Origin of the sequence: Lentzea californiensis, from assembly GCF_024648825.1 — a bacterium.
Taxonomy (GTDB): domain Bacteria; phylum Actinomycetota; class Actinomycetes; order Mycobacteriales; family Pseudonocardiaceae; genus Lentzea; species Lentzea californiensis.
Map to the genome: position 1 here is coordinate 488,440 of NZ_JANBBE010000001.1, position 20,273 is coordinate 508,712.

A 20,273-nucleotide genomic window follows, 5' to 3' on the forward strand; every position below is an offset into this window, starting at 1 on the left:
TCGATTACGCCTCTGGACCGCTGAGAACCGCGGCCCCGAGGTCGAGCAACTCGGCGGCCAGCGCCCGGCCGAGTCCCTCAGCTTCGGTCAAGTCACCGGTGGCGGACGCCCGGAGGAGGTCGTTCTCCGGCGTCGCTGCGACCCCGCGCAGGGAAAGTCGGTACACGACCTTCCCGTCGTCATCGAGGTCTTCCACCACATCGGCCAGCGCGCCGACCGGCGCGCTGCAGCCCGCCTCGAGCGCGGCCAGCATGGCGCGCTCAGCGGTCACAGCGGCCCGGCTGGCCGAATCGTCCAAAGTGGACTGGATCAGGTGCTCGGCGTCGACGTCGTCGACCCGGCACTCGACTGCCAACGCACCCTGTGCGGGTGCGGGAAGCATCTGGATGGGCTCCAGGTTCTCGGTGATCTCGCTCGTGCGGCCGAGACGCGAGATGCCGGCGCGAGCCAGCACCACCGCGTCGAGCTCGCCGTTGCGGACCTTGCCGATGCGCGTGTCCACGTTGCCGCGCAACGGGACGATGTTCAGCCCGAGGCCCAACGCCTCCAGCTGCGCCGCACGGCGCGGAGATCCGGTGCCCACAGTGGACCCCACCGGCAGCTCACCGAGCGTGAGACCGTCGCGCGCCACGAGGGCGTCGCGCGGGTCTTCCCGCCGGGGCACTGCCGCGAGCGTCAGACGGGGGTCCGGCGCGGTCGGGAGGTCCTTGTAGGAGTGGACGGCGACGTCGATCTCGTCGTTCGCGAGCGCGTCACGAAGAGCCGACGTGAAGACGCCGATGCCGATCTGGGCGATGGGCGCGTCGGAGAGGTCGCCCGGCGTCTTGACGACGACGATCTCGACCTGTGCTCCGGCAGCCTTCAGCGCCTCGGCCACGGTGCCCGTCTGCGCGAGCGCCAGTGCGCTGCCTCGGGTACCGATCCGTAGGGTGCGGGTCACCGCGTTTCACCATCCACAGGAGCTTGCTTGGTCTGACTGACAACCCCAGGCGACTGGGGGTCGAGCCCGAACAGTTCGCGGAGAGCCTCCGCGTAGCCGGTACCACCAGGGGCGGAGGCGAGCTCCTTCACCCGGACGGTCGGCGTGTGCAGGAGCTTGTCTACAACGCGACGCACCGTCTTGGCCAATTCACCGCGTGTCGCGGCGTCCAGTTCGGGAAGTCGCGAATCAAGACGGAGCAGTTCGGCGTCGACCACCTCGGCGGCCCGCTTGCGCAGGGCCGTGACGGTCGGCGTGACCTCGGCGGACCGCTGGCCCGCGAGGTAGGCCTTGACCTCGTCGCCGACCAGTTGGACCGCCAGGCGGGTGTCCTGGCCGGCGGGCGCGTCGGAAAGGCGGCGCTGCAACGTTTCCAGGTCCACCACACGAACGTTCGGCAACTCGGCGGCGGCCGGGTCGACGTCCTTGGGCAGGCCCAGGTCGCACACGACCAACGGCCGCGAGCGGGCGCTGATCATGTCCGCGCGGACGACCGTGTCGACGGACCCGGTGCACGCGAAGACGATGTCCGCGAGGTCGATCTCGACGGCCAGCGCGGTCAGGTCGACGGCCGTCGCGGGGACGCCCTCGGCCTTCAGCGACGTGGCGAGACGCACACCGTTGGCCTGCGTCCGGTTCGAGATGACGACCTCGCCGATGCCCGCCCGGCGCAGGTGGGCGGCGGCCAGGCCGCCCATGGCCCCGGCGCCGACGAGCAGCGCGCGCTTGCCGACGAGGGTGCCCAGCTGGGCCTCCGCGTCGCCGAGGGCCTCGGACACGACGGACGCACCCGCGTGGTCGATGCCGGTCTCGGTGTGCACCCGCTTGCCGACGCGCAGCGCGTTCTGGATGAGCTCGTGGACGGTCCTGCCGACGGTGCCCGCCTCGTCCGCCGCCGCGTACGCACCGCGCAGCTGGCCGAGGATCTGGGACTCGCCGACGACCATCGAGTCGAGGCCGGCCGCGACGGAGAACAGGTGCTCGACGGCAGCGGCGGCGTAGTGGACGTAGAAGTGTTCGTAGAGCGCCTGAGGCTCGATCTGCGCGTGCTGCGCCAGGACCTCGACGACCTCGGACATGCCGCCGTGGAACGACTCGACGACGGCGTAGACCTCGACCCTGTTGCAGGTCGACAGGACCATCGCCTCGGAGACGCTGGGGGCGGCGAGCAGCTGGCCGAGGACCTTGGGCAGGTTCGGCTCGGCCACGGTGACGCGTTCCAGGACCGGGACTGGGGCGGTGCGGTGCGAAAGCCCGACTACGAGCACGCTCATGCACTCACCACGTCTGCCGGAGCCGTCTGGCTCACGCTCACGGGCGAATCACCATCCCGTCCACACCGAGTCCGTTGTTGCCGACCGAGACGCTGGCAGCCTCGTCCGCACGCCGAGCGACGTGGAACGACAGGATCTGCATCTCGACCGCCAAGTCAACCTTGCGCACCTCGACGTTGTCTGGAACCTGAAGGACAACTGGTGCAAAGTTCAGAATGCACTGGACGCCCGCAGATACCAAACGGTCGCAAACCGACTGGGCGGCGGGCGGCGGCGTCGCGATGACGCCGATCGACACCTCGCGCTCCAGGCAGATCGCGGTGATCTCGTCGATGTGGTTGACGGGGATGCCCCCAACAGGGATTCCGACGAGATCGGCGTCCACGTCGAAGAGGGCGGTGACCGGGAAACCACGGCCGGGGAACCCGCCGTAGTTCGCGAGAGCGTGACCAAGGTTACCGATGCCGACGACGGCCACGGAGTGGTTGCGGGTGAGGCCGAGGATGCGCTCGATGTGGCTCACGAGGACCTCTACGTCGTACCCGACGCCCCTCGTGCCGTAGCTGCCGATGTAGCTCAGGTCCTTGCGGAGCTTGGCCGCGTTGACGCCGGCGGCCTGGCTCAGTTCCTCGCTGGAGACGGCCGTGACACCGCTCTCGGCCATGCCGGACAGCACGCGCAGGTACACGGCGAGCCGGGCCACGGCGGCCTCGGGGATCGCGCGGGCGCGCTCCTTGTCGGCAGCCTCTGCAGGGGTGGTGGTCGTCTCACCTTCGCCCCGCTGTGAAACCACGCTCTCCGACCTCCGGGTGTGCATCACCGCAGGGACCCCGCGGCGTTGGTGATGTGGACACCGTACCGCTTGTGAACGCATGCACAAAGTCGGTGATCGGGTGTCACAGCGCCGGTGACAGGGCGTGACCAGCGCTTCCTCGGTTCATGATCACTACGGGGTGAGCGCCTACTCGACGGTGAAGGTGACGGAGTGCCATCCCGTCGCACCGTCGGGAACCGGATCGAGGCGGGCCTGGTCCTGCGTGAAGCCGGATTTGTCGGTGGCCCGGCACTCGGCCGTGTGACTGCCCTTGCCGAGCTCCAGCTCTACCCGCCACATGCGCCACGTGGTGTCGCTGACGTCCGCCCCGAGCTGGGCCTCCCGCCACGGTCCACCGTCGATCCTGACCTCGACCTTGGCCACGCCCTTGGGCTGGGCCCACGCCGTGCCGGCGATGACCGCCTTCCCCTGGACCTTGCCCATCCTCGTGGGCCGGTCGATGCGCGAGGACACCTTGATCGGCGCCCGCGTCGCCCAGCCGCGCGGGATCCAGTAGCCCTGGTCCTTCGCGAACGTCGTCACGTTGAGGTCGGTGACCCACTTGGTCGCGGAGACGTAGCCGTAGAGCCCCGGAACCACGAGCCTCGCCGGAAACCCGTGCTCGGCGGGCAGAGGTTCGCCGTTCATGCCGATCGCGATCAGGCCGTTCTCGAGCACGTAGTCGAGCGGGCTGCCCGCGGTGAACCCGTCGTCGCTGGTGCTGAACAGCTGGTCCGCGCCCGCCTTCACGCCGGCTTCCCGCAGCACGTCGCCGATCCTGACGCCGACGAAGTCGGCCGTGGAGATGTACGGCCCGCCGACCTCGTTGGAGACGCAGGTCAGCGTGACGGTCTCCTCGACGAGGTCCCTGCTCCGGATCTCCTCGAACGTGAGCACCATCGGCCGCTCGACCATGCCGTGCACCCGCAGCGCCCACTCCTCGGCCCTGATCCGCGGCACGCTCAGCGCGGTGTCGATCCGGTAGAAGTCCTGGCCGCTCGTGATGAAGCTCGGGGTGCCGTCCTTGACGAAGTCGGCGCCGACCGGGATCTCCGGCGCCTTGACCTTCGGCGTCAGGTCGCCGACGGCCTGGCGCGAGCCCTCGACGTCCGTCCGGCTGCCGAAGAGCTGGCCCGCGACCCCCGCGAAGACCGCGAGCCCGGCGGTGATCAGGAAACCGCGCCTGCTCTCGCTCTCCTCGGCCTCGCGGTGCAGGTAGCGGAACGCGTACACGCCCGCCGCCGTGCTGGCGACGGGTGCGAGCACGGCGAGCTGGCCGACGTCGGGCCTGGTCACGACCGCCGCTACGCCCACGAACCCGAGCAGCACGGCCACCAGAGTGCCCGGCGCGGGACTGTTCCGGCTGGCCAGGCCCGCCCCGATGCCGATGCCGACGAGCACGACGCCCATGCAGATGAGCAGCACGAGCTTGTCGGCGGTACCGAACGTGGTGACGGCGAAGTCCTTCAGCCACGACGGCGTGAGGTCGATCGCGGCGTTGCCCACGGCGAGGTACGGGGAGGCGCTCAGGCCCACGAAGGCCGCCACCAGGTGCCCTGCCGCAAGAGCCGTGGCTAGGGCGATCAGTCCGGTGAGTGCGGCCTTGGCGGGCTTCATACCTCTGATTCGACACCCATCCGCGGTTGGTTCGCCCGAGCCGTAAGGCCCCGGTAATCAACTACTGGGCGAGAGCCGCCCGCAGGCGGTCCTCCTCCACCTTCCAGTACCCGTGCTCCGCGCCGTCCACCAGGAACACCGGCACCCGGTCGCCGTACTCGGCGCGCAGTTCCGGATCGGAGTCCACGTCCTCGACGGACCAGGTCGCACCGAGGTCGGCGCAGATCCGCTCGATCTCGACGGCGGCCTCCTCGCAGGAGTGGCACGACACCCGGCTCATCAACGTCACGTGGTGGGTCATGCCGTCATGCTCCCAAAGGCCTGCGCAGGACGGCGCGGGCGAGCTTGCCGGTCGGCGAGTGCGGCAGGGCCGGGGCGAACTCCACCGCCGTCGGCACCTTGAACTTGGCCAGGCGCGCGGCGCAGTGGGCCACCACGGCCTCCGAGGTCAGCTCCTGCCCGTCGCGCAGCACGAGCACGACCTTCACCGACTCGCCGGTCCTCTCGTCCGGCACGCCGACGGCCGCGGCCTCGAGCACCTGCTCCAGCTCACCGATGACCTGCTCGACCTCGTGCGGGTAGACGTTGAAGCCGTTGACGATGATCAGGTCGCCGGCTCGGTCGACCAGGTGCAGGTCGCCGTCGGCGTCGATGAAACCGACGTCGCCGGTGCGGAACCAGCCGGAGGAGTCCGGGCCGTGGGCGCCGTCGGGCCAATAGCCGCTGAAGAGGTTGTCGCCCTTCGCGGACACCAGGCCGGTGCCGGGCTCGTCCTCGTCGATGTCGAGCACCGACCCGTCCGTGTCGACCAGGCGGATCTCGACGCCCGGCAGCGCCTGGCCCACCGAACCCGGCTTCGGCACGCCGCCGACCAGGGTGGACGTGAGCACGGGACCCGTCTCGGTGAGGCCGTAGCCCTCGTAGATCGGGATGCCGATCGCGCCGCGCATCTCCGCGATGACGCCCGCGGGGAGCGGGGCCGCGCCGGAGGTGAACAGGCGGACCGTGGCGAGCTTCTCGCGCAGCACCTCGGCCGGGTGCGCGAGCATCGCCCGGTACATGGGCGGCACGCCGACCATCGTGGTGACGCGGTGCTCCGCGATGACATCGAGGACGCTGGACGGCTCGAAGCGCTCCAGCAGGATCGCCGTGGCACCCGCGCCCGCCACCTGCAGCAGGCCGGGACCGAGGCCGTAGACGTGGAACAACGGCAGCGCGAGCAGCACCCTGTCGGCCGCCGTGACCGGAGCGGGGCGCAGGGCGGCGCACTGCGTGACGTTCGCGAGCAACGCCCGGTGCGAGAGCATCGCGCCGCGCGGCACGCCGGACGTGCCCGAGGTGTAGCCGAGAACGGCCAGGTCCTCGCCACCGCGGACGGCCTCGAAGGGCTCGGCGGTCGCGGTGACGTCCGGAACCTCGATCACCGTCGCGTCGGAGCCCTCGCCGTCGCCGATCAGGAGGGCGGCGCCGGAGTCGGCGAGGATGCGCTGGAGCTCCCGCGGCGGGATGCCGGGGCCCGTCGGCACCACGACCCCGCCCGCGCGGAGGATGCCGAACACGGCGACCACGAACTCGGGGCTCGTGGGCAGCCGTACCGCCACCCGGTCGCCCGATTCGAGTCCTGAATCAGCCAAATGGCGGGCGAAAGCGTCGGTCGCGCCGTCGATGGTCTCCCACGTGAGGCTCTTACCGCTCGCTACGTCCACCAGGGCGACGTGGCTGGGTCCCCGCTGTGCCGAAGCACGGACCAGATCTGACACATTGCGAGCGGAAGTCAACATGGCCTCCTCATGAACAACTGGGCACTCCGGGCAGTCTTCCACGCGTGACGAGCGTCATGAAGCCGCGGTTGGCTCGTCTTACCATCGAAACCGTCCGCTACCTACTACGGAGTAACAACACGTATGCTGCCGCCACGGCGACTCTGTGGAGGTGCCGCGAGCCGATGACCGCGCGGGCACGACCGAACACGATCAGGACCACCCGAACCATGACGGGGGGTCAGCACGACAACGCCGCAGACGAGCCGTGGCAGCTCGTCAAGGCCGCCCAAGAGGGTGACACCGAGGCGTTCGGAGTGTTGTACGACAACTACGTCGACATGGTTTTTCGCTATGTCCTCTTCCGGGTGGGCGGCGACCGCGCGTTCGCCGAGGACGTGACGAGCGAGACCTTCCTCAGGGCTCTGCGGAGCATCGCCTCGGTCAGCTACCAGGGCCGCGACGTGGGCGCGTGGTTCGTCACGATCGCCCGCAACATCGTGTTCGACCACGTGAAGTCGAGCCGCTACCGGCTCGAGGTCACGACCGCCGAGCTCCAGGACAACCGCGAGGAGACGAGCGGCCCCGAGCAGGAGGTCATGACCGAGGCGACCAACGCGGAACTGCTCCGGTGCGTCTCCCAGTTGGGGGACGATCAGCGGGAGTGCATCACGCTGAGGTTCATCGAAGGCAAGACGGTGTCCGAGGTCGCGCAGCTCATGGACCGCAACGAGGGCGCCGTGAAGGCCCTGCAACACCGGGCCGTGAGGCGGCTCGCACAGATCCTCCCGTCCTGGTTGCGGTGATCGTGATCGCAGGGGCGTAACCCAAAGCAGATCAACTTCGTTACTCGGGCTGAGATGGACGGCAAGGGAAGAACACCGCGGTGGCGGCAGACGGAGCACGAGCGGTTCGCTCGTGCCGTTGAAGGCGGCCCACAGCCGGTAGGCAACGACGACCTCGCTGAGGACCTCGCGATCGTCGAACTCCTCCGGCGGATGGACGTCGGCCCGGACGCCGAGACGCGCGAACGGATGAAACAGCGCGTCCTCACCGCGCCCCCACCGGAGAAGCCACTGGTGCTCTCGTCGGTAAGACGGGTGGGAGCGCGCGCACGATTAGCGGTCGCAGCGGCCGCGGTCCTCTGCTTGCTGATGTCACTCGCCGGCATGAGTGTGCTGCTCAGCCGTGACGCGCTCCCGGGAGACCCGCTCTACGGCATCAAGCGCACCACCGAAAGCGCCTCGCTCGGCCTGACCTTCGACGACCAGGACCGCGCCCTCAAGCACCTCGAGTTCGCCGCGTCCAGGGTCACCGAGATGGAGACGCTGGCCGAACGCGCCTCGGACTCGTCCGCCCAGCTCACGGCACTGACCGACCTGGACGCCGACGCGGTCGAGGGTGCCCGCCAGCTCATCACGTACGCCACGGCGTCCGACGAGAAGGCGCTGCCCGACCTCCGCGACTGGGCGCTGGCCCAGTACGAGAAGGTCGGCACCCTGCGCCCCCGCCTGCCCGGCGATGCGGGCGCCCACGCCGACACGACGATGTGGTTGCTGGCGAGCATCGCCCAACGGGCCCACGACCTCGCGGCCCGCGCGGGCTGCGACGCCGTGACCAGCGGATCTTCGGACACCCTCGGTCCACTGCCGGCCAAGGACGCGTGCGCCTCGGTCATCACCGACCCGAACTCGTCACCGGGGAACAAGCCGTCCTCGGTGCAGCCGACCCCGCCGGGTCCGCCCACGCCGTCCGGATCGGCGAACCCGTCCGTGCAGCCCACGCAGTCGGTGGCACCGGGCACGTCGACCGCGCCGCCGGCGAAGCCGGGAACCTCGACCCCGCCCACGTCCGGCAAGCCGGGGATCACGATCCCGCTGCCACTCCCGCTGCCGAGCATCTCGCTGCCGCTGCTGCCCGGGATCAGCTTCGGCTGAGCACGGCACCCCGCATGATCGCGAGCTCCAGCGGCGACGCCTGCTGGGGCCAGCTGCTCAGCGTGCGGCCGATCTCGGACATGGCCTGCGTGAGAGCGGGACTGATCCGGGTGCCGTCGACCATCTGCACCATCCCGGCGTGGTCGAGGATGGCGAGCCGGAAACCGCCCCCGACGCCCTCCATCGCGGCGGTCAGCGCGGCGCTGTTGCCGACGGACAACCCGATCACCGCGACGCACTTGCCGAGCAGGACCTCCTGCTCCTCGCGCGTGATCTCGTTCCGGTTGCGGTCGGTGCGGACGAACCTCAACTCGTCGCGCGGGAGCAGGTGCGAGGTAGATCATCTTCACTACGCCGAACGGAGCACAACACGTCGTGTCGTTCCGAACACGCGGCGTGACGAGCGGCGCGAGCTGAAACTCGCACCACGTGTTCTCGCCCAGGTCTGAGCGGGTGTGGCGGCCTGATCGCTACGCTTGGGACATGGCAGGCAAGCGTGACGTGCAGAGCGACCGGCTGGCCGTACTGGCCGGCGAGGCATCGGCAGACGCGGCGATCCAGGCTGCCGCGATGGCGCCAGAGCTGGAACAGTCGCTGAACGTCCCGCCGGACCTGACCGCGGCTGCCTTCTTCGACGTGGACAACACGATGATGATGGGCGCGTCGATCTTCCACTTCGCCCGCGGCCTGGCCGCGCGCAAGTACTTCTCGTCGTCCGACCTGGCGGGCTTCGTCTGGCAGCAGCTGAAGTTCCGGGTGGGCGGCCGGGAGGACCCGGAGTCCGTCAAGGCCTCCCGCGAGCAGGCCCTCTCCTTCGTCTCGGGCCGCAGCGTCGCCGAACTGGTCTCGCTCGGCGAGGAGATCTACGACGAGCTGATGGCCGACCGCATCTGGAAGGGCACCCAGGCCCTCGCCCAGATGCACCTGGACGCTGGTCAGCGCGTCTGGCTGGTCACCGCCACGCCCGTCGAGCTCGCCCAGATCATCGCCCGCCGGCTCGGCCTGACCGGTGCCCTGGGCACCGTCTCGGAGTCCGAGAACGGCGTCTACACCGGCCGTCTGGTCGGCGACCTGCTGCACGGCAAGGCCAAGGCCCAGGCCGTCCGCTCGCTGGCCGCCAAGGAGGGTCTCGACCTGCGCCGCTGCACCGCGTACTCGGACTCGTCCAACGACGTCCCGATGCTGTCCGTGGTGGGCACCGCGGTGGCCGTGAACCCGGACTCGCAGCTGCGCGAGGTCTCGCGCCGCAAGGGCTGGGAGATCCGCGACTTCCGCACGGGCCGCAAGGCGGCCAAGATCGGCGTCCCGTCAGTGCTGGGTGTCGGTGCCCTGGCGGGAGCCGTGGCCGCCACGCTGGCCTACCGGCGCCGGGTCAGGTAGCAGCCCGAGCTCCCGCCACCCCTGCTCACCGGCGGGGGTGAGCACGACGGCACGGCTGGTTCCGATCCGTCGCACCCACTCGCGCGCGAAGAACGCCTCGCAGAGGAACGCCCCGGCCGCGCCGGCCAGGTGCGGTACGCGCTCGGTCCAGTCCAGGCAGGCCCGGCTGACCACCCTCTTGGACGGCTCGAACCCGAGCTCCTTCAACCAGACCAGCCCGGTCCCGGTGACCGCGAGCCCGTCACCGACCACCCCGAGCTCCACCAGTCCCGACCGCAGCGAGATGCCGAGCCGGCCCGCGAGGTGGTCGTAGCAGGTGCGGCCGCGGGCCATGGCCTCGGAGACGGCCGCCGAACGGAGCGACCGGGGCCGCGGACCGGGACCGGCGAAGGCGGCCATCGCCTCCAGCAGCTCGGCGACGTGCGGCCCGGCCAGCGCCACGTACCGGTGCCGTCCCTGCCGGTGCTCGACCAGGACCCCGCCCTCGACCAGCCGGGTCAGGTGCTCGCTCGCGGTGGACGCGGCCACCCCGGCGTGCGCGGCCAGTTCGCGGGCGGTCCAGGCCCGTCCGTCGAGCAGGGCTCCGCAGATCGCGGCACGGGTCTTGTCCGCGAGCAGTCCGGCGACCTGGGCGAGTGCTTCCACCACGCCATTCTGCGGCCGGAACGCTTCGGCCGGCACCGAACCGTCCAGGCCCTAGCGTCGTCCGCATGAGCGAAGAGCTGCTGCGCCTCCCGGTCCCCGAGGTCCCGCCAGGCGAAGCGGGCGTGGCCTGGCTCAGGTCGTCCGTGGTCAGGTTCAGCAACGGTGAGACCCACGCCCGCAGGCGCGCTCTGACGGCCGGCCTCGTCGAGGACCTGGACGCCACCACCCTCGACGAACTGGCCGCCGCACTGGGACTTCCGGGCTCGCTGGACGCCATCGCCGAGATCGCCCCGTGCTACCAGCCGCACGAGCCCGTGACCGCGGCGGCCGACGCCGCCGTGGAGCGCCTGACCGCCACCCACGACGAGGCGACGGCGGCGAGGATCGGCCTGCTCGTCCAGGCCTGGGCAGCCACGAACGCCCTGGCCGAGCACCTCGTCACCGGTGACCAGGGCCCTCCGGTCCCGATCACGCGCAGGCAGACGCGGCAGGGCGTCGTCGAGGTCAGCCTGGAGCACCACCCGTTCGGCCACGGCCCGCACGCCTGCCCCGGCCGCCGGCTGGCCACCCGGATCGCCAAGAACATGGCGTTCCGGGCGCTGCACCACCGCGACCAGCCGCTGGTCCTCCCCAACGCCTGGGACTACACCTCGGCGGCGGCCCTGCACGCGACAGGTTTCACCGCGATCGGCACCACGAGCCTCGGAGTGGCCGCCGCACACGGCATCCCGGACGGCATGGGCCTGGCCGGTGATCAGGCCGTCGCACTGGCGAAGCTGCTGAGCACCCTGCCCTGCCCGGTCACCGCCGACCTGGAGTCGGGCTTCGGCAAGCCGCGGGAGGAGATCGCCGAGCTCGTCGCCGGCCTGGGCGTGGCGGGCGTCAACCTGGAGGACGGCCGCCCGCACGGCCTGGCCACGCCGGAAGAGCAGGCGGCGCTCATCACGGCCGTCAAGGAACGCGCGCCGGGGGTGTTCCTCAACGCCCGGATCGACACCCACTGGCTGGGCATGGCCACCGAGGAGACCGAGGACCGGGCACGCCGCTACGTCGACGCCGGCGCGGACGGGATCTTCGTGGCAGGCCTGACCGAGCCGCGCGAGATCGAGAAGCTCGCACAACTCGCCCCGCTCAACGTCCTCGCCCAGCGGCGCACGCCGGAGGAACTCGGAAACCTCGGCGTGAAGCGGATCAGCACCGGCTCACTGCTGTTCCGGGCGGCCCTGCACCACACCGTCGCGACCGCGCAGGCGGTGCGCGACGGCGGCACCAGCGCCGCGTTCGGCTACGACGAGGTCCAGGCGCTGGTCAGCCGAGGAACACGTTCCGACGCTGGGTGAGCAGCCGGTACAGCGTCTGCTGGATCGTCTCCCGCACCTGGTCGGTCAGGTTGAAGACGAGCATCGGGTCGTCGGCCGCGTTCTCGCCGAACACGTCGGTGCGGATCGGCTCGCCGAACTCGATGTACCACTTCGAGGGCAGCGGGATGGCGCCCAGCGGCCCCAGCAACGGGAAGAACGGCGTCACCGGGAAGTACGGGAAGCCCAGCAAGCGGGCCAGCGCCTTGATGTCGCCGATCATCGGGTAGATCTCCTCGGCCCCGACGATGGAGCACGGGATGATCGGCGCGCCGGTCTTCAGCGCCGCCGACACGAAGCCGCCGCGGCCGAAGCGCTGCAGCTTGTAGCGGTCCTTGAACGGCTTGCCGACGCCCTTGAAGCCCTCCGGCCACACGCCCACGAGCTCGCCGGACGACAGCAGCCGCTCGGCGTCGGGGTTGCAGGCCAGGGTCTGGCCGGACTTGCGGGCCAGTGCGCCGAGCACCGGCGTGCGGAAGACCAGGTCCGCGCCCAGCATGCGCATGTGGCGGTGCGCCGGGTGCTCCGACGCGATGCCGAACGACGTCATCAGGGCGTCGAGCGGCACGGTGCCGGAGTGGTTCGCCACGATCAGCGCGCCACCGGCCGCCGGGATGTTGTTCAGGCCGATGGTCTCGACGCGGAACCACTTCTCGTACAACGGCTTCAGCGGCGGCATCAGCACGTTCTCGGTGAGGTCGCGGTCGAAACCGAACTCGTCGACCTGGTAGTCGCCGGCGATCCGCCTGCGCGCGAACGACAGCAGGTCGGTCAGCCTGCGTTCCCAGTCCGGTGTCGCGGACTGCTGCTGCTCTGGCTCCGGAACCACCTCGACGTGCCGCGATCTCCGCGCGGCGTCGCGCTCCGGGTCGTGCAGCGGGATAACGCGTGCACCTGCCACTGCGTTCATCTCCTCAAAACAAGATCAGCGGAAACGAGCGGCCGCGTCGAGGATTCCCCGCTCGGCGGCGTCGATCGTCTCCGGGTCGATGAGCGGCTTCAGACCTCGGCCGCTCACGTAGTCGTCGAACGCCTGCTGGGTGGTCCACCGCGGCGTGAACCCGAATTCCTTCTTCAGCAGGGTGGTGTCGATCACGCGCCCCCAGTTGAGGAACCTCATCTGGTCGGGCGAGAAGTCGACGAGCCGGGCGCTCCGGAAGAAGCCACCGACCGTGGGCACGGCCCCGCTGGGCACCGGCAGGTTCAGCCTGCCCGCCCGGCGGATCGCCTGCGACAGCAGCAGCACGCCGTCGCCTCCCACGTTGAAGACTCCGGGCAGGTCGTGCAGCGTCGCGCGCTCCAGGACCGCCAGGGCGTCCTCGGAGTGCAGCAGCTGCACACGAGCGTCGTAGCCCAAGACGGTGGGCACGACCGGCAGGGCGAAGTAGCGCGTCAGCACCGTGTCGATGCGCGGGCCGATGAAGTTCGTGAAGCGCAGCGTGGTGACGTTCACGTCCGGCCTGCGGCGGCCGAACCCGCGCACGTACCCCTCGACCTCGACCGCGTCCTTGGCGTAGCCGGACGACGGCAGGTCCTTGGGGCCCATGTCCTCGGTGAACACCGCCGGGTCGCGGCTGCTGGACCCGTAGACGGCGCTGGTGGACTTCACGACGAGCTTCTGCACCTTGGGCGACTTCTGGCAGGCGGCCAGCAGTTGCATGGTGCCGATGACGTTCATCTCCTTCATCACCGTGCGGCCGGTGGGCCCGGCCGGGCTCGCGGTGACGGAGGCGTGGACGACCGTGTCGACGTTCGCCGTGGAGATGACCTTGCTGATCAGCGGGTTGCGGATGTCGGCCCGCACGAACTCCGCGCGGCCCATGCGGCGCAGCAGGTCGCGTGGCGGCGGCTCGGTGTCCACACCGAGCACGCGCTCGATGTCCGGGTTCGCGGCGAAGCGCGCGGCGAGGTGGCCGCCGAGGAAGCGGCTGACTCCGGTGACTAGGACGACCTTGGGCGTCATGCGACTCCAAGCACGAAGGGCGTTGCGATTGGTCGATGCTACAGACCAGATCAGGAACCGGAGGGGGCCGGAACGCCGTCTTGACGCAGGTCACGAAGGCTTTACGGGCTAATCACCCGAACGGCGGCCCCCGTTCCCGTGGAAGTGCGGGGCTGTCTCACGCAGTGATATTCCGTGCCCGCACAAGCACCTGGGCGTGGCGACTGCCGGAGAAACGCAACCGCCGCCGGCCTCCTGCGAGAGGAGACCGGCGGCGGCAGAGCGCATGCGGGCTTACTTGCCGCGCTTCCTGCGCTGGACCCTGGTCTTGCGCAGCAGCTTGCGGTGCTTCTTCTTCGACATGCGCTTGCGGCGCTTCTTGATGACCGAGCCCATGCGGGTTCCTTAGCTCTAGACGTTGCTTTGACTGGCGCGCCCCAGCCTTGGCCGTGTTGAACACGGCGCGCCGGTAAGCACGATCGGCCTACCAGTCTACCCGGCGGGGTTCACCAGCCTTCAGCCAGCGTCGAAGTACGCGTTCTCCAGGTAGGCGTGGACCGCTTTCTCGGGCACCCGGAACGACTTCCCCACCCGCACCGCGGGCAGTTCACCGGAGTGCACCAGGCGGTACACGGTCATCTTGGAGACCCGCATCATCGAGGCCACCTCGGCCACGGTCAGGAACTGCACCTGAGCGAGGCCTGTTCGTTCGTTCTCCTTCGCAGGCATACATCACCGCATCCTTAGACACGTGTCGTGCCGTCGGTCTTCCCCACCGACGGTTCGACACGCACGTGCTGCCCTGAGAGTAGCGGGACTGGTGTGACTCCTGCGACGTCCAAGTGGGGTTCGCCCCTCACTTCGGCTCAGTCCTCGTGCTGACGGCCCAGCTCGGCGGAGCGGTCGCGAGCGCTCTCGATGGCCGCGAGCATGGCCGCGCGGACGCCGTGCTTCTCCAACTCGCGGATGGCCATGATCGTCGTGCCGGCGGGGGACGTGACCGCCTCACGCAGGATCACCGGGTGCGAGGTGCCCTCTGCCAGCATCGTCGCGGCACCCACGGCCGACTGGATGATCAGCTGCGAGGCCAGGTCGCGCGGGATGCCGAGCAGGATGCCCGCGTCGATCATCGCCTCGACCAGGTAGAAGAAGTACGCGGGACCGGAGCCCGACAGGGCCGTCACCGCGTCCTGCTGCGACTCCGGCACCACCGCGACCTTGCCCACGGTCGAGAGCAGCTCTTCGACGATCTTGAGGTGCTCCGGGGTGGCGTTGGAGCCGCCGGAGACGGCGCTCATGGCCTCACCGACGACCATCGGCGTGTTCGGCATGACCCGCACCACCGGGGTGCCCTCGGGCAGCCTGCGCTCGTACAGGGCCGTCGGCAGGCCCGCGCACAACGACACGATCAGCGTGCCGGCCCGCAGCACCGGCGCGAGTTCGACCAGCAACGGCTCGATGTCCTGCGGCTTGACCGCCACGACCAGCACGTCGGCCTGCGCCGCCGCGCCGGAGACCGTGACGGCCTCGAACCCGTACTGCTCGGTGAGAGCACGAGCCCGTGACTCGTGCTTCTCCGTGAACATCAGATCCGAGGCCGCGCGACCACCCTGCAGGAGCCCGGACAGCAGCGCCTCACCGATCTTGCCCGCGCCGAGCACCGCGATCTTCGTCATCGGTCAAGTCTCACACAGCGGGCGTCAACGCAAGCTGCCGTGCCTGGCACACCAGCCGCCCGGCCGAGTCGATCACCGTGGCGTCCTCGTCGAACCACTGGCCGTGCACCGCCTGGCAGGTCACGTGGATGCGCAGCCAGCCGGGAGCGGGCCGCGCCCGCAGCAAGGCCGTCAGCTGCACCGTCGGCGACCAGCCGAAACGACCGAGGTTGAACGTCACGGGCATCGACAGGTCCCCCGCGAGCAACGCGAAGTACGGGTCGGGCTGCTCGTCGGCCGGCCGCGCCCAGAGCTTGAGCGTCAGCGGCCCGTCCGTGCGCCGGTCGAGGAACGTCGCCGACTCGCGGTCCACCCTCAGGTCGCACAGCGCGCCCACGCGGTAGACCCCGCCGGTCGGGAACGTCGCCATCTCCACCGCCCCCGGCGGAGGCGCGGCGGGCATCGACGGCAGGTTCACGTAGTCGGCCCGGTGCTCGGGTATCCGCCCGGTGGTCACCGAGGCCTCGACGCACACCTGCCCGCGCTGCTCCAGCGTCACCGCGATGACCGTCGCCGTCCGCCCCGCCTTGCGCACGTCGGTGCGGACCAGCACGGGCCCGACCTCCGGCGCGCGGAGGAACTGCGCGGACACGGCCAACGGATCACCGTCAGCGATCTGAGCGGCCGCACGGGTCATCACAGCAAGAAGAAAACCGCCGTGGGGCTTGGGGCCCACGGTCCACTCGGCGGGCAGGGACGCGGTGAAGGTTCCGTCACCGAGCGACCGCACCGCACTGGACTTCGAGAAGGTCATGAGCGGCTGGCCAGCGACCGCAGGAAAAAGGTCACGTTGGCAGGCCGTTCTGCAAGTCGCCGCATGAGATATCCGTACCACTGCTCGCCGTAGGGGACATAAACACGAGTGCCGAGACGCCGCTGCTCCTCGGTCCGGATGCCGTACAGCATCTGGTACTCGAAGTCAGTTTTGTCATACCAGCGGGCTCGTTCGCCAATGATTTCGATCAACCGGGGGTCGTGCGTGGCGAACATCGGGTAGCCCTCTCCAGCGAGGAGAACGTTCAGGCACCGCACGTAGTTCAGATCAACCTCGGATGGATCCTGAATCGCAACCTCGGGAGGCTCCGCGTAGGCCCCCTTGACCAGCCTGACCCTGCTCCCGGGCCCGGACAGCTGCTTGCAGTCGTCCAGCGTCCGGTGCAGGTAGCTCTGCAGCACCGCCCCCACCCAGGGCCAGCTGCGCCGCAGTTCGTGCAGCACCCGCAGCGTCGAGTCGGTGGTGGTGTGGTCCTCCATGTCGAGCGTGACCGTCGTCCCGCACTGCTCGGCGGCGGCACAGATCCGGGAGGCATTCGTCAGGGCGAGCGCCTCGTCGAGCGACTGTCCGACCGCGGACAGCTTGACGCTCACTTCCGCGTTCTCGGCCAGCCCCGCCGCGTGCAGCGCGTCGAGCAGCTCCAGATAAGCCTGAACGGTCTTCTCGGCCTGGGCCTTGTCCGTCGTGTCCTCGCCGAGGTAGTCCAGCGTCACCGGCAGCCCAAGCCCGCGAACGACCTCGACGGCGTCCTTCGTGCTCTCGCCGGCGACGAACCGCTTCACGACATCACGGCTGATAGGCGCGTTGGCGACGAGATGGCGGACCGTCTCGTTGCGAGACGCGGCCATGATCAACGCTCGCAGCGGGTTCACACCGGAACCCTAACCCGGACGAGCCACGACAGTGCCGAACGACTCTTGCCAGAACTCGTCCGCGGTCTGGGCCAGAACCCGCAAGCCGCAGGTCTCAGCGGGACAGCCCCGGACGAGCCTTCCCGGCGCCACCCTCGGCAGCCCAGTCCAGGTGCAACCGCGCGAACAGCAACGACTCCGCGAGCATCTCCCGCCGAGCAGCCGGAGACCCGGCCCGCCGGGTGTTGACCTCCAGCACGACCTGCCCGTCGAACCCACCCCGGGCCAGCAGCTCGCACAGCTCCGCGCAGGGCTGGGTCCCGCGCCCCGGCACCATGTGCTCGTCCTTGGGCGCCCCGGACCCGTCGGCCAGGTGGATGTGCCGGAGCCCGTCCCCCATCCGCTTCGCCAGCTCCAGCGCGTCCATGTGCGCGGCAGCCGAGTGGGACAGGTCGAGCGTGTAGTTCCGGTGCCCGACGTCAGTCGGGTCGACGGACGGCTTGAACGCGTTCATCTCCACCGAGCGCCCACGGCCGAGAGGCCGGCGCACGGGGAACATGTTCTCGACCGCGATGGCGATGCCGCTCGAGTCCTCCAGCGACGAGACCAGCTCGGCGAAGCCGTCCGCGTACTTGCGCTGCCACCGGAACGGCGGGTGCAGCACCACGGTCGGTGCGCCCAGGTCCTGTGCCGCCTGGACGGCGCGGCGCAAGCGTTCCGACGGGTCCGGTGACCAGACCCGCTGCGAGATCAGCAGGCAGGGGGCGTGCACGGCCAGCACCGGCATGCCCGTGCGGACCGACAACCGGTCGACCGCCCGGATGTCCTGCGACACCGGGTCGGCCCACACCATCAGCTCTACGCCGTCGTACCCCAGTTCGGACGCGATCTCGAACGCCGCTCCGGCGGGCTGCGGGTAGACCGAGGCCGTGGAAAGCCCGACCGGGATGCGCGCGGTCAACTCTTCACCAGCAGCATCGCCGCTGGTGAGACGGTCACGATGAGGCCTACGAGCACGGCTAGGACGGTGGTCTGCAGATCGTCCGCTCGGCGGATCTTTCGAACCAGCAACACCAGACCCACGGTAACGGCAAGCGCCACGACGAGTGCGGCGGCGGGTAGCGAGCGCCACAGGTAGTTGAACGCGAGCCACAGGCCCGCGCCGCCGAGCACGCCGACGGCGAGCTGGCCGATCATGATCAGCCATTCCTTGCCCGCGGAGCGCGGTTCGGCGTCCGGGTCCTCCTCGGCCTCGCCGGCGTCGTCGAGGCCGGCGGGACCCTCGTCCTCGTCGCCTTCCTCGTCGTCCGCGAGGTAGTCGTCCTCAGGGCGGTAGACGGCGTACTCCTGCGAGTCGTCGTCCACGTACGGGCCGGCGTGCGCGGCGGTCGACTCCATCGGCGCCATCGACAGGTCGGTCTTGGCGGCCGCCACGTCGTCGTCGCCGAACCAGGCGTCGGGCACGTTGCCCGGCAGCGGTTCCGGCAGCTTCGGCGGTGCGGGCGGCACGATCAGCACGGACTCGGTCTCGAGCGCGGCGATCTGGTCCACCGGCGCCTTCGCCGGGATGCGCGGGAGCTGCTCCGTCATCGCCTCGCGCGGCGGGCCGGGGACCGGCATCTGCACCGACGGCGGCACCGGCTTCGGCGGCCGGGTGATGTTCGTGCGCGACGGCGTCGACTGGTCGAGGCGCGCCTCGAGGCGGCCGGGCACGTCCGGGCGCGGCATGCCGGAGTTGGACGGCTGGTCGCGGACCTGCGGCACCTGCCGGGTCTGCTCGGTGGCCGCGGGAGGCGGCGGCGCGGGTGCGGCCGGCTTGGCGGGGGGCGGCGCCGACTTGGCCGGTCTGCGGACCAGCGGAGGCTGCGCGGGCGGCACCGGCATCTGCTGTGACGGCTGCGGCGCCTTCGGAGGCGGCGGTTTCGGCTGGTACGCCGTGCGCTCCGCGGCCGGGGGCGGCGGTGGAGCTGCCTGCGGTTCGGGGGCGGCGCGGCGACCGGGCTGCGGTACGTCGTCGTCGCGGATCGCCATCAGGCGGCCGCTGTCGGACAGGACCCGCTCGATGATCGACTGGGGCGCGGTCTCCGGCTGCTGGACGTCTTCCTCGTCGTCAGCGCGGCGGCGTCGCCGACGTGGCGCACTCTCTGCGCTGCCCCCGTACTGGGCGAGCAGCTCAGCGACAGTGCGCTGCGTCTGGTCCGATCCGCTCTCTCGACTCATCAACTCCACCGTGCCCCGGTCTGGCCAGTCCGTCCAGTATCGCTCTGGTCCGTCCCGTCAGTGTGGTCCAGCCGTCGGAGGATGACACCCTCCCGGAGTGCCCAGGGGCAAATCTCCAGCTGCGTGAGTGACAGGGCTCGCATTGTTGCCTCCGCGACCAACGCCCCCGCGACGAGCTGGTGGGCGCGCGACGTGCTCACGCCTTCCAGCTCAGCGAGGTCGGAGGCCGACATCCGGGAAATGAACGCGATCAGCTGCCGCAGGCCCGCGTCGGTGAGCACGCGTCGTGCCCTGGGCCCGGCAGACGATGGCGCGGCCCCGGTGAGCCGCGCCAGCGTTCGGAAAGTTTTTGAGGTCGCAACCACCCGATCGGGTTCACCCGCGCGTTTCAGCTTCCGCGCCACGGGCGCGAGCTGTTCGGCGAGCCAGTCGGTGGTCTCGCGGACCTCCGAGCGCCGGGGCGGGTCCTTCTTGAACCGGGTCCTGGTGAGCCTTCCCGCGCCGAGCGGCACGGAGAAGGCCAGGTCCGGGTTCTCGTCACGGCCGATGGCGAGCTCCAGGGAGCCGCCACCGATGTCGAGGCTGAGCAACTTGCCCGCGGACCAGCCGTACCAGCGGCGGACCGCGAGGAAGGTGAACTTCGCCTCGTCCTCGCCGGAGAGGACCTTCAGCTCGACCTCGGTCTCGGTGCGCACCCGGTCGAGCACCTCTGCCGAGTTGCCCGCCTCGCGCACCGCCGAGGTCGCGAACGCCATCAGGTCCTCGCAGCCGGACCGCTTGGCCGACGCCTTGGCGGCGGCAACGGCACGAACGAGCTGGTCAGCACCCGCTTTGGAGAGCTGACCCTTGTCGTCGAGCTGCTCGGCGAGACGAAGGATCGTCTTCTCTGACGTCATCGGGATTGGGTGGGCACCACGATGCGCGTCCACCACCAGTAGGTGGACGGTGTTGGACCCCACGTCGAGAACGCCCAGGCGCACGCCGGAAACGGTACCTGGTCGTGTCC

22 protein-coding genes are annotated in these 20,273 nt (G+C 70.2%); 4 read left to right on the forward strand and 18 right to left on the reverse strand.

Annotated elements, in window-relative coordinates; all coding sequences use genetic code 11:
• Nucleotides 1–4: 4 nt before the first annotated feature.
• From hemC to LX88_RS02660, 6 genes are all read right to left on the reverse strand, one after another.
• On the reverse strand, nucleotides 5–940 hold the full coding sequence (hemC, locus tag LX88_RS02635) for a hydroxymethylbilane synthase (protein WP_258946262.1): 936 nt from the start codon (nucleotides 938–940) through the stop codon (nucleotides 5–7).
• Complete coding sequence (locus LX88_RS02640) at nucleotides 937–2,253, reverse strand: glutamyl-tRNA reductase (RefSeq protein WP_258946263.1); 1,317 nt, start codon at nucleotides 2,251–2,253, stop codon at nucleotides 937–939. Before LX88_RS02640 ends, hemC begins: the two co-directional genes overlap by 4 nt.
• Before the next feature lie 37 nt (nucleotides 2,254–2,290).
• Nucleotides 2,291–3,046: a redox-sensing transcriptional repressor Rex gene (locus LX88_RS02645; protein WP_245983131.1), complete on the reverse strand. Its 756-nt coding sequence runs from the start codon at nucleotides 3,044–3,046 to the stop codon at nucleotides 2,291–2,293.
• A 168-nt stretch (nucleotides 3,047–3,214) separates the two neighbouring features.
• Nucleotides 3,215–4,684 (reverse strand): molybdopterin-dependent oxidoreductase, encoded by a 1,470-nt coding sequence (locus LX88_RS02650; RefSeq protein WP_258946264.1) that lies wholly within the window; start codon nucleotides 4,682–4,684, stop codon nucleotides 3,215–3,217.
• Nucleotides 4,685–4,745: 61 nt separating this feature from the next.
• Nucleotides 4,746–4,985, reverse strand: coding sequence for a glutaredoxin family protein (locus LX88_RS02655; RefSeq protein ID WP_090065985.1), 240 nt, complete (start codon nucleotides 4,983–4,985; stop codon nucleotides 4,746–4,748).
• Nucleotides 4,986–4,989: 4 nt separating this feature from the next.
• The gene (locus tag LX88_RS02660) at nucleotides 4,990–6,465 is read right to left on the reverse strand and encodes an AMP-binding protein (RefSeq protein ID WP_258946265.1); all 1,476 of its coding nucleotides are present in this window, start codon (nucleotides 6,463–6,465) and stop codon (nucleotides 4,990–4,992) included.
• A 209-nt stretch (nucleotides 6,466–6,674) separates the two neighbouring features.
• Between LX88_RS02660 and LX88_RS02665 the strand changes: the two genes are divergently transcribed.
• Both LX88_RS02665 and LX88_RS02670 read left to right on the forward strand, forming a co-directional pair.
• A complete protein-coding gene (locus LX88_RS02665) occupies nucleotides 6,675–7,250 on the forward strand; it encodes a sigma-70 family RNA polymerase sigma factor (RefSeq protein ID WP_258946266.1) in 576 nt (191 codons plus the stop codon).
• A gap of 54 nt (nucleotides 7,251–7,304) precedes the next feature.
• Nucleotides 7,305–8,381 carry a DUF5667 domain-containing protein gene (locus LX88_RS02670; protein WP_258946267.1) on the forward strand — a complete coding sequence of 359 codons (1,077 nt, stop codon included), beginning with the start codon at nucleotides 7,305–7,307 and terminating at the stop codon, nucleotides 8,379–8,381.
• On the opposite strand, the gene LX88_RS02675 is transcribed toward LX88_RS02670, so the two are convergent.
• Nucleotides 8,368–8,691, reverse strand: a complete 324-nt coding sequence (locus LX88_RS02675) for a hypothetical protein (RefSeq protein WP_258946268.1) — start codon at nucleotides 8,689–8,691, stop codon at nucleotides 8,368–8,370. The genes LX88_RS02670 and LX88_RS02675 overlap by 14 nt on opposite strands.
• 173 nt (nucleotides 8,692–8,864) lie before the next feature.
• Here LX88_RS02675 and LX88_RS02680 point away from each other — a divergent pair, with 173 nt between their 5' ends.
• Complete coding sequence (locus LX88_RS02680; protein ID WP_258946269.1) at nucleotides 8,865–9,761, forward strand: HAD family hydrolase; 897 nt, start codon at nucleotides 8,865–8,867, stop codon at nucleotides 9,759–9,761.
• Here the strand turns inward: LX88_RS02680 and LX88_RS02685 are convergent.
• Entirely contained in the window at nucleotides 9,690–10,406 is a 717-nt protein-coding gene (locus tag LX88_RS02685; protein WP_258946270.1) for an ArsR/SmtB family transcription factor, read from the reverse strand. The genes LX88_RS02680 and LX88_RS02685 overlap by 72 nt on opposite strands.
• 65 nt (nucleotides 10,407–10,471) lie before the next feature.
• On the opposite strand from LX88_RS02685, the gene LX88_RS02690 reads away from it, so the two are divergent.
• Nucleotides 10,472–11,746 carry an isocitrate lyase/PEP mutase family protein gene (locus LX88_RS02690; protein ID WP_258946271.1) on the forward strand — a complete coding sequence of 425 codons (1,275 nt, stop codon included), beginning with the start codon at nucleotides 10,472–10,474 and terminating at the stop codon, nucleotides 11,744–11,746.
• On the opposite strand, the gene LX88_RS02695 is transcribed toward LX88_RS02690, so the two are convergent.
• The 10 genes from LX88_RS02695 to LX88_RS02740 all read right to left on the reverse strand — a co-directional run bounded on the left by LX88_RS02695 (nucleotide 11,715) and on the right by LX88_RS02740 (nucleotide 20,247).
• The gene (locus LX88_RS02695; protein ID WP_258946272.1) at nucleotides 11,715–12,674 is read right to left on the reverse strand and encodes a lysophospholipid acyltransferase family protein; all 960 of its coding nucleotides are present in this window, start codon (nucleotides 12,672–12,674) and stop codon (nucleotides 11,715–11,717) included. The genes LX88_RS02690 and LX88_RS02695 overlap by 32 nt on opposite strands.
• 15 nt (nucleotides 12,675–12,689) lie before the next feature.
• On the reverse strand, nucleotides 12,690–13,727 hold the full coding sequence (locus LX88_RS02700; RefSeq protein WP_258946273.1) for an NAD-dependent epimerase/dehydratase family protein: 1,038 nt from the start codon (nucleotides 13,725–13,727) through the stop codon (nucleotides 12,690–12,692).
• A gap of 273 nt (nucleotides 13,728–14,000) precedes the next feature.
• Complete coding sequence (locus LX88_RS02705; protein ID WP_015105422.1) at nucleotides 14,001–14,102, reverse strand: 30S ribosomal protein bS22; 102 nt, start codon at nucleotides 14,100–14,102, stop codon at nucleotides 14,001–14,003.
• Nucleotides 14,103–14,222: 120 nt separating this feature from the next.
• Nucleotides 14,223–14,435, reverse strand: a complete 213-nt coding sequence (locus tag LX88_RS02710) for a helix-turn-helix domain-containing protein (RefSeq protein ID WP_030477960.1) — start codon at nucleotides 14,433–14,435, stop codon at nucleotides 14,223–14,225.
• Nucleotides 14,436–14,572: 137 nt separating this feature from the next.
• Complete coding sequence (gene proC, locus LX88_RS02715) at nucleotides 14,573–15,382, reverse strand: pyrroline-5-carboxylate reductase (protein ID WP_258946274.1); 810 nt, start codon at nucleotides 15,380–15,382, stop codon at nucleotides 14,573–14,575.
• Between the two features lie 10 nt (nucleotides 15,383–15,392).
• Nucleotides 15,393–16,175 (reverse strand): thioesterase family protein, encoded by a 783-nt coding sequence (locus LX88_RS02720; protein ID WP_258946275.1) that lies wholly within the window; start codon nucleotides 16,173–16,175, stop codon nucleotides 15,393–15,395.
• A complete protein-coding gene (locus LX88_RS02725) occupies nucleotides 16,172–17,044 on the reverse strand; it encodes a proline dehydrogenase family protein (protein ID WP_258946276.1) in 873 nt (290 codons plus the stop codon). The genes LX88_RS02720 and LX88_RS02725 overlap by 4 nt, the downstream gene beginning before the upstream one ends.
• A gap of 118 nt (nucleotides 17,045–17,162) precedes the next feature.
• Nucleotides 17,163–18,008: a sugar phosphate isomerase/epimerase family protein gene (locus tag LX88_RS02730; protein WP_258946277.1), complete on the reverse strand. Its 846-nt coding sequence runs from the start codon at nucleotides 18,006–18,008 to the stop codon at nucleotides 17,163–17,165.
• Nucleotides 18,005–19,267 (reverse strand): Rv0497 family membrane protein, encoded by a 1,263-nt coding sequence (locus LX88_RS02735; RefSeq protein WP_258946278.1) that lies wholly within the window; start codon nucleotides 19,265–19,267, stop codon nucleotides 18,005–18,007. Before LX88_RS02735 ends, LX88_RS02730 begins: the two co-directional genes overlap by 4 nt.
• A complete protein-coding gene (locus LX88_RS02740; RefSeq protein WP_258946279.1) occupies nucleotides 19,267–20,247 on the reverse strand; it encodes a Ppx/GppA family phosphatase in 981 nt (326 codons plus the stop codon). Before LX88_RS02740 ends, LX88_RS02735 begins: the two co-directional genes overlap by 1 nt.
• Nucleotides 20,248–20,273 lie beyond the last annotated feature (26 nt).

Coding starts and splice junctions, on each gene's coding strand:
- LX88_RS02640 (WP_258946263.1), bottom strand. CDS start 2,253: ATGAGCGTGCTCGTAGTCGGGCTTTCGCACCGCACCGCCCCAGTCCCG.
- LX88_RS02650 (WP_258946264.1), bottom strand. CDS start 4,684: ATGAAGCCCGCCAAGGCCGCACTCACCGGACTGATCGCCCTAGCCACG.
- LX88_RS02655 (WP_090065985.1), bottom strand. CDS start 4,985: ATGACCCACCACGTGACGTTGATGAGCCGGGTGTCGTGCCACTCCTGC.
- LX88_RS02660 (WP_258946265.1), bottom strand. CDS start 6,465: ATGTTGACTTCCGCTCGCAATGTGTCAGATCTGGTCCGTGCTTCGGCA.
- LX88_RS02665 (WP_258946266.1), top strand. CDS start 6,675: ATGACGGGGGGTCAGCACGACAACGCCGCAGACGAGCCGTGGCAGCTC.
- LX88_RS02670 (WP_258946267.1), top strand. CDS start 7,305: ATGGACGGCAAGGGAAGAACACCGCGGTGGCGGCAGACGGAGCACGAG.
- LX88_RS02680 (WP_258946269.1), top strand. CDS start 8,865: ATGGCAGGCAAGCGTGACGTGCAGAGCGACCGGCTGGCCGTACTGGCC.
- LX88_RS02690 (WP_258946271.1), top strand. CDS start 10,472: ATGAGCGAAGAGCTGCTGCGCCTCCCGGTCCCCGAGGTCCCGCCAGGC.
- LX88_RS02695 (WP_258946272.1), bottom strand. CDS start 12,674: ATGAACGCAGTGGCAGGTGCACGCGTTATCCCGCTGCACGACCCGGAG.
- LX88_RS02700 (WP_258946273.1), bottom strand. CDS start 13,727: ATGACGCCCAAGGTCGTCCTAGTCACCGGAGTCAGCCGCTTCCTCGGC.
- LX88_RS02705 (WP_015105422.1), bottom strand. CDS start 14,102: ATGGGCTCGGTCATCAAGAAGCGCCGCAAGCGCATGTCGAAGAAGAAG.
- LX88_RS02710 (WP_030477960.1), bottom strand. CDS start 14,435: ATGCCTGCGAAGGAGAACGAACGAACAGGCCTCGCTCAGGTGCAGTTC.
- proC (WP_258946274.1), bottom strand. CDS start 15,382: ATGACGAAGATCGCGGTGCTCGGCGCGGGCAAGATCGGTGAGGCGCTG.
- LX88_RS02720 (WP_258946275.1), bottom strand. CDS start 16,175: ATGACCTTCTCGAAGTCCAGTGCGGTGCGGTCGCTCGGTGACGGAACC.
- LX88_RS02725 (WP_258946276.1), bottom strand. CDS start 17,044: ATGGCCGCGTCTCGCAACGAGACGGTCCGCCATCTCGTCGCCAACGCG.
- LX88_RS02735 (WP_258946278.1), bottom strand. CDS start 19,267: ATGAGTCGAGAGAGCGGATCGGACCAGACGCAGCGCACTGTCGCTGAG.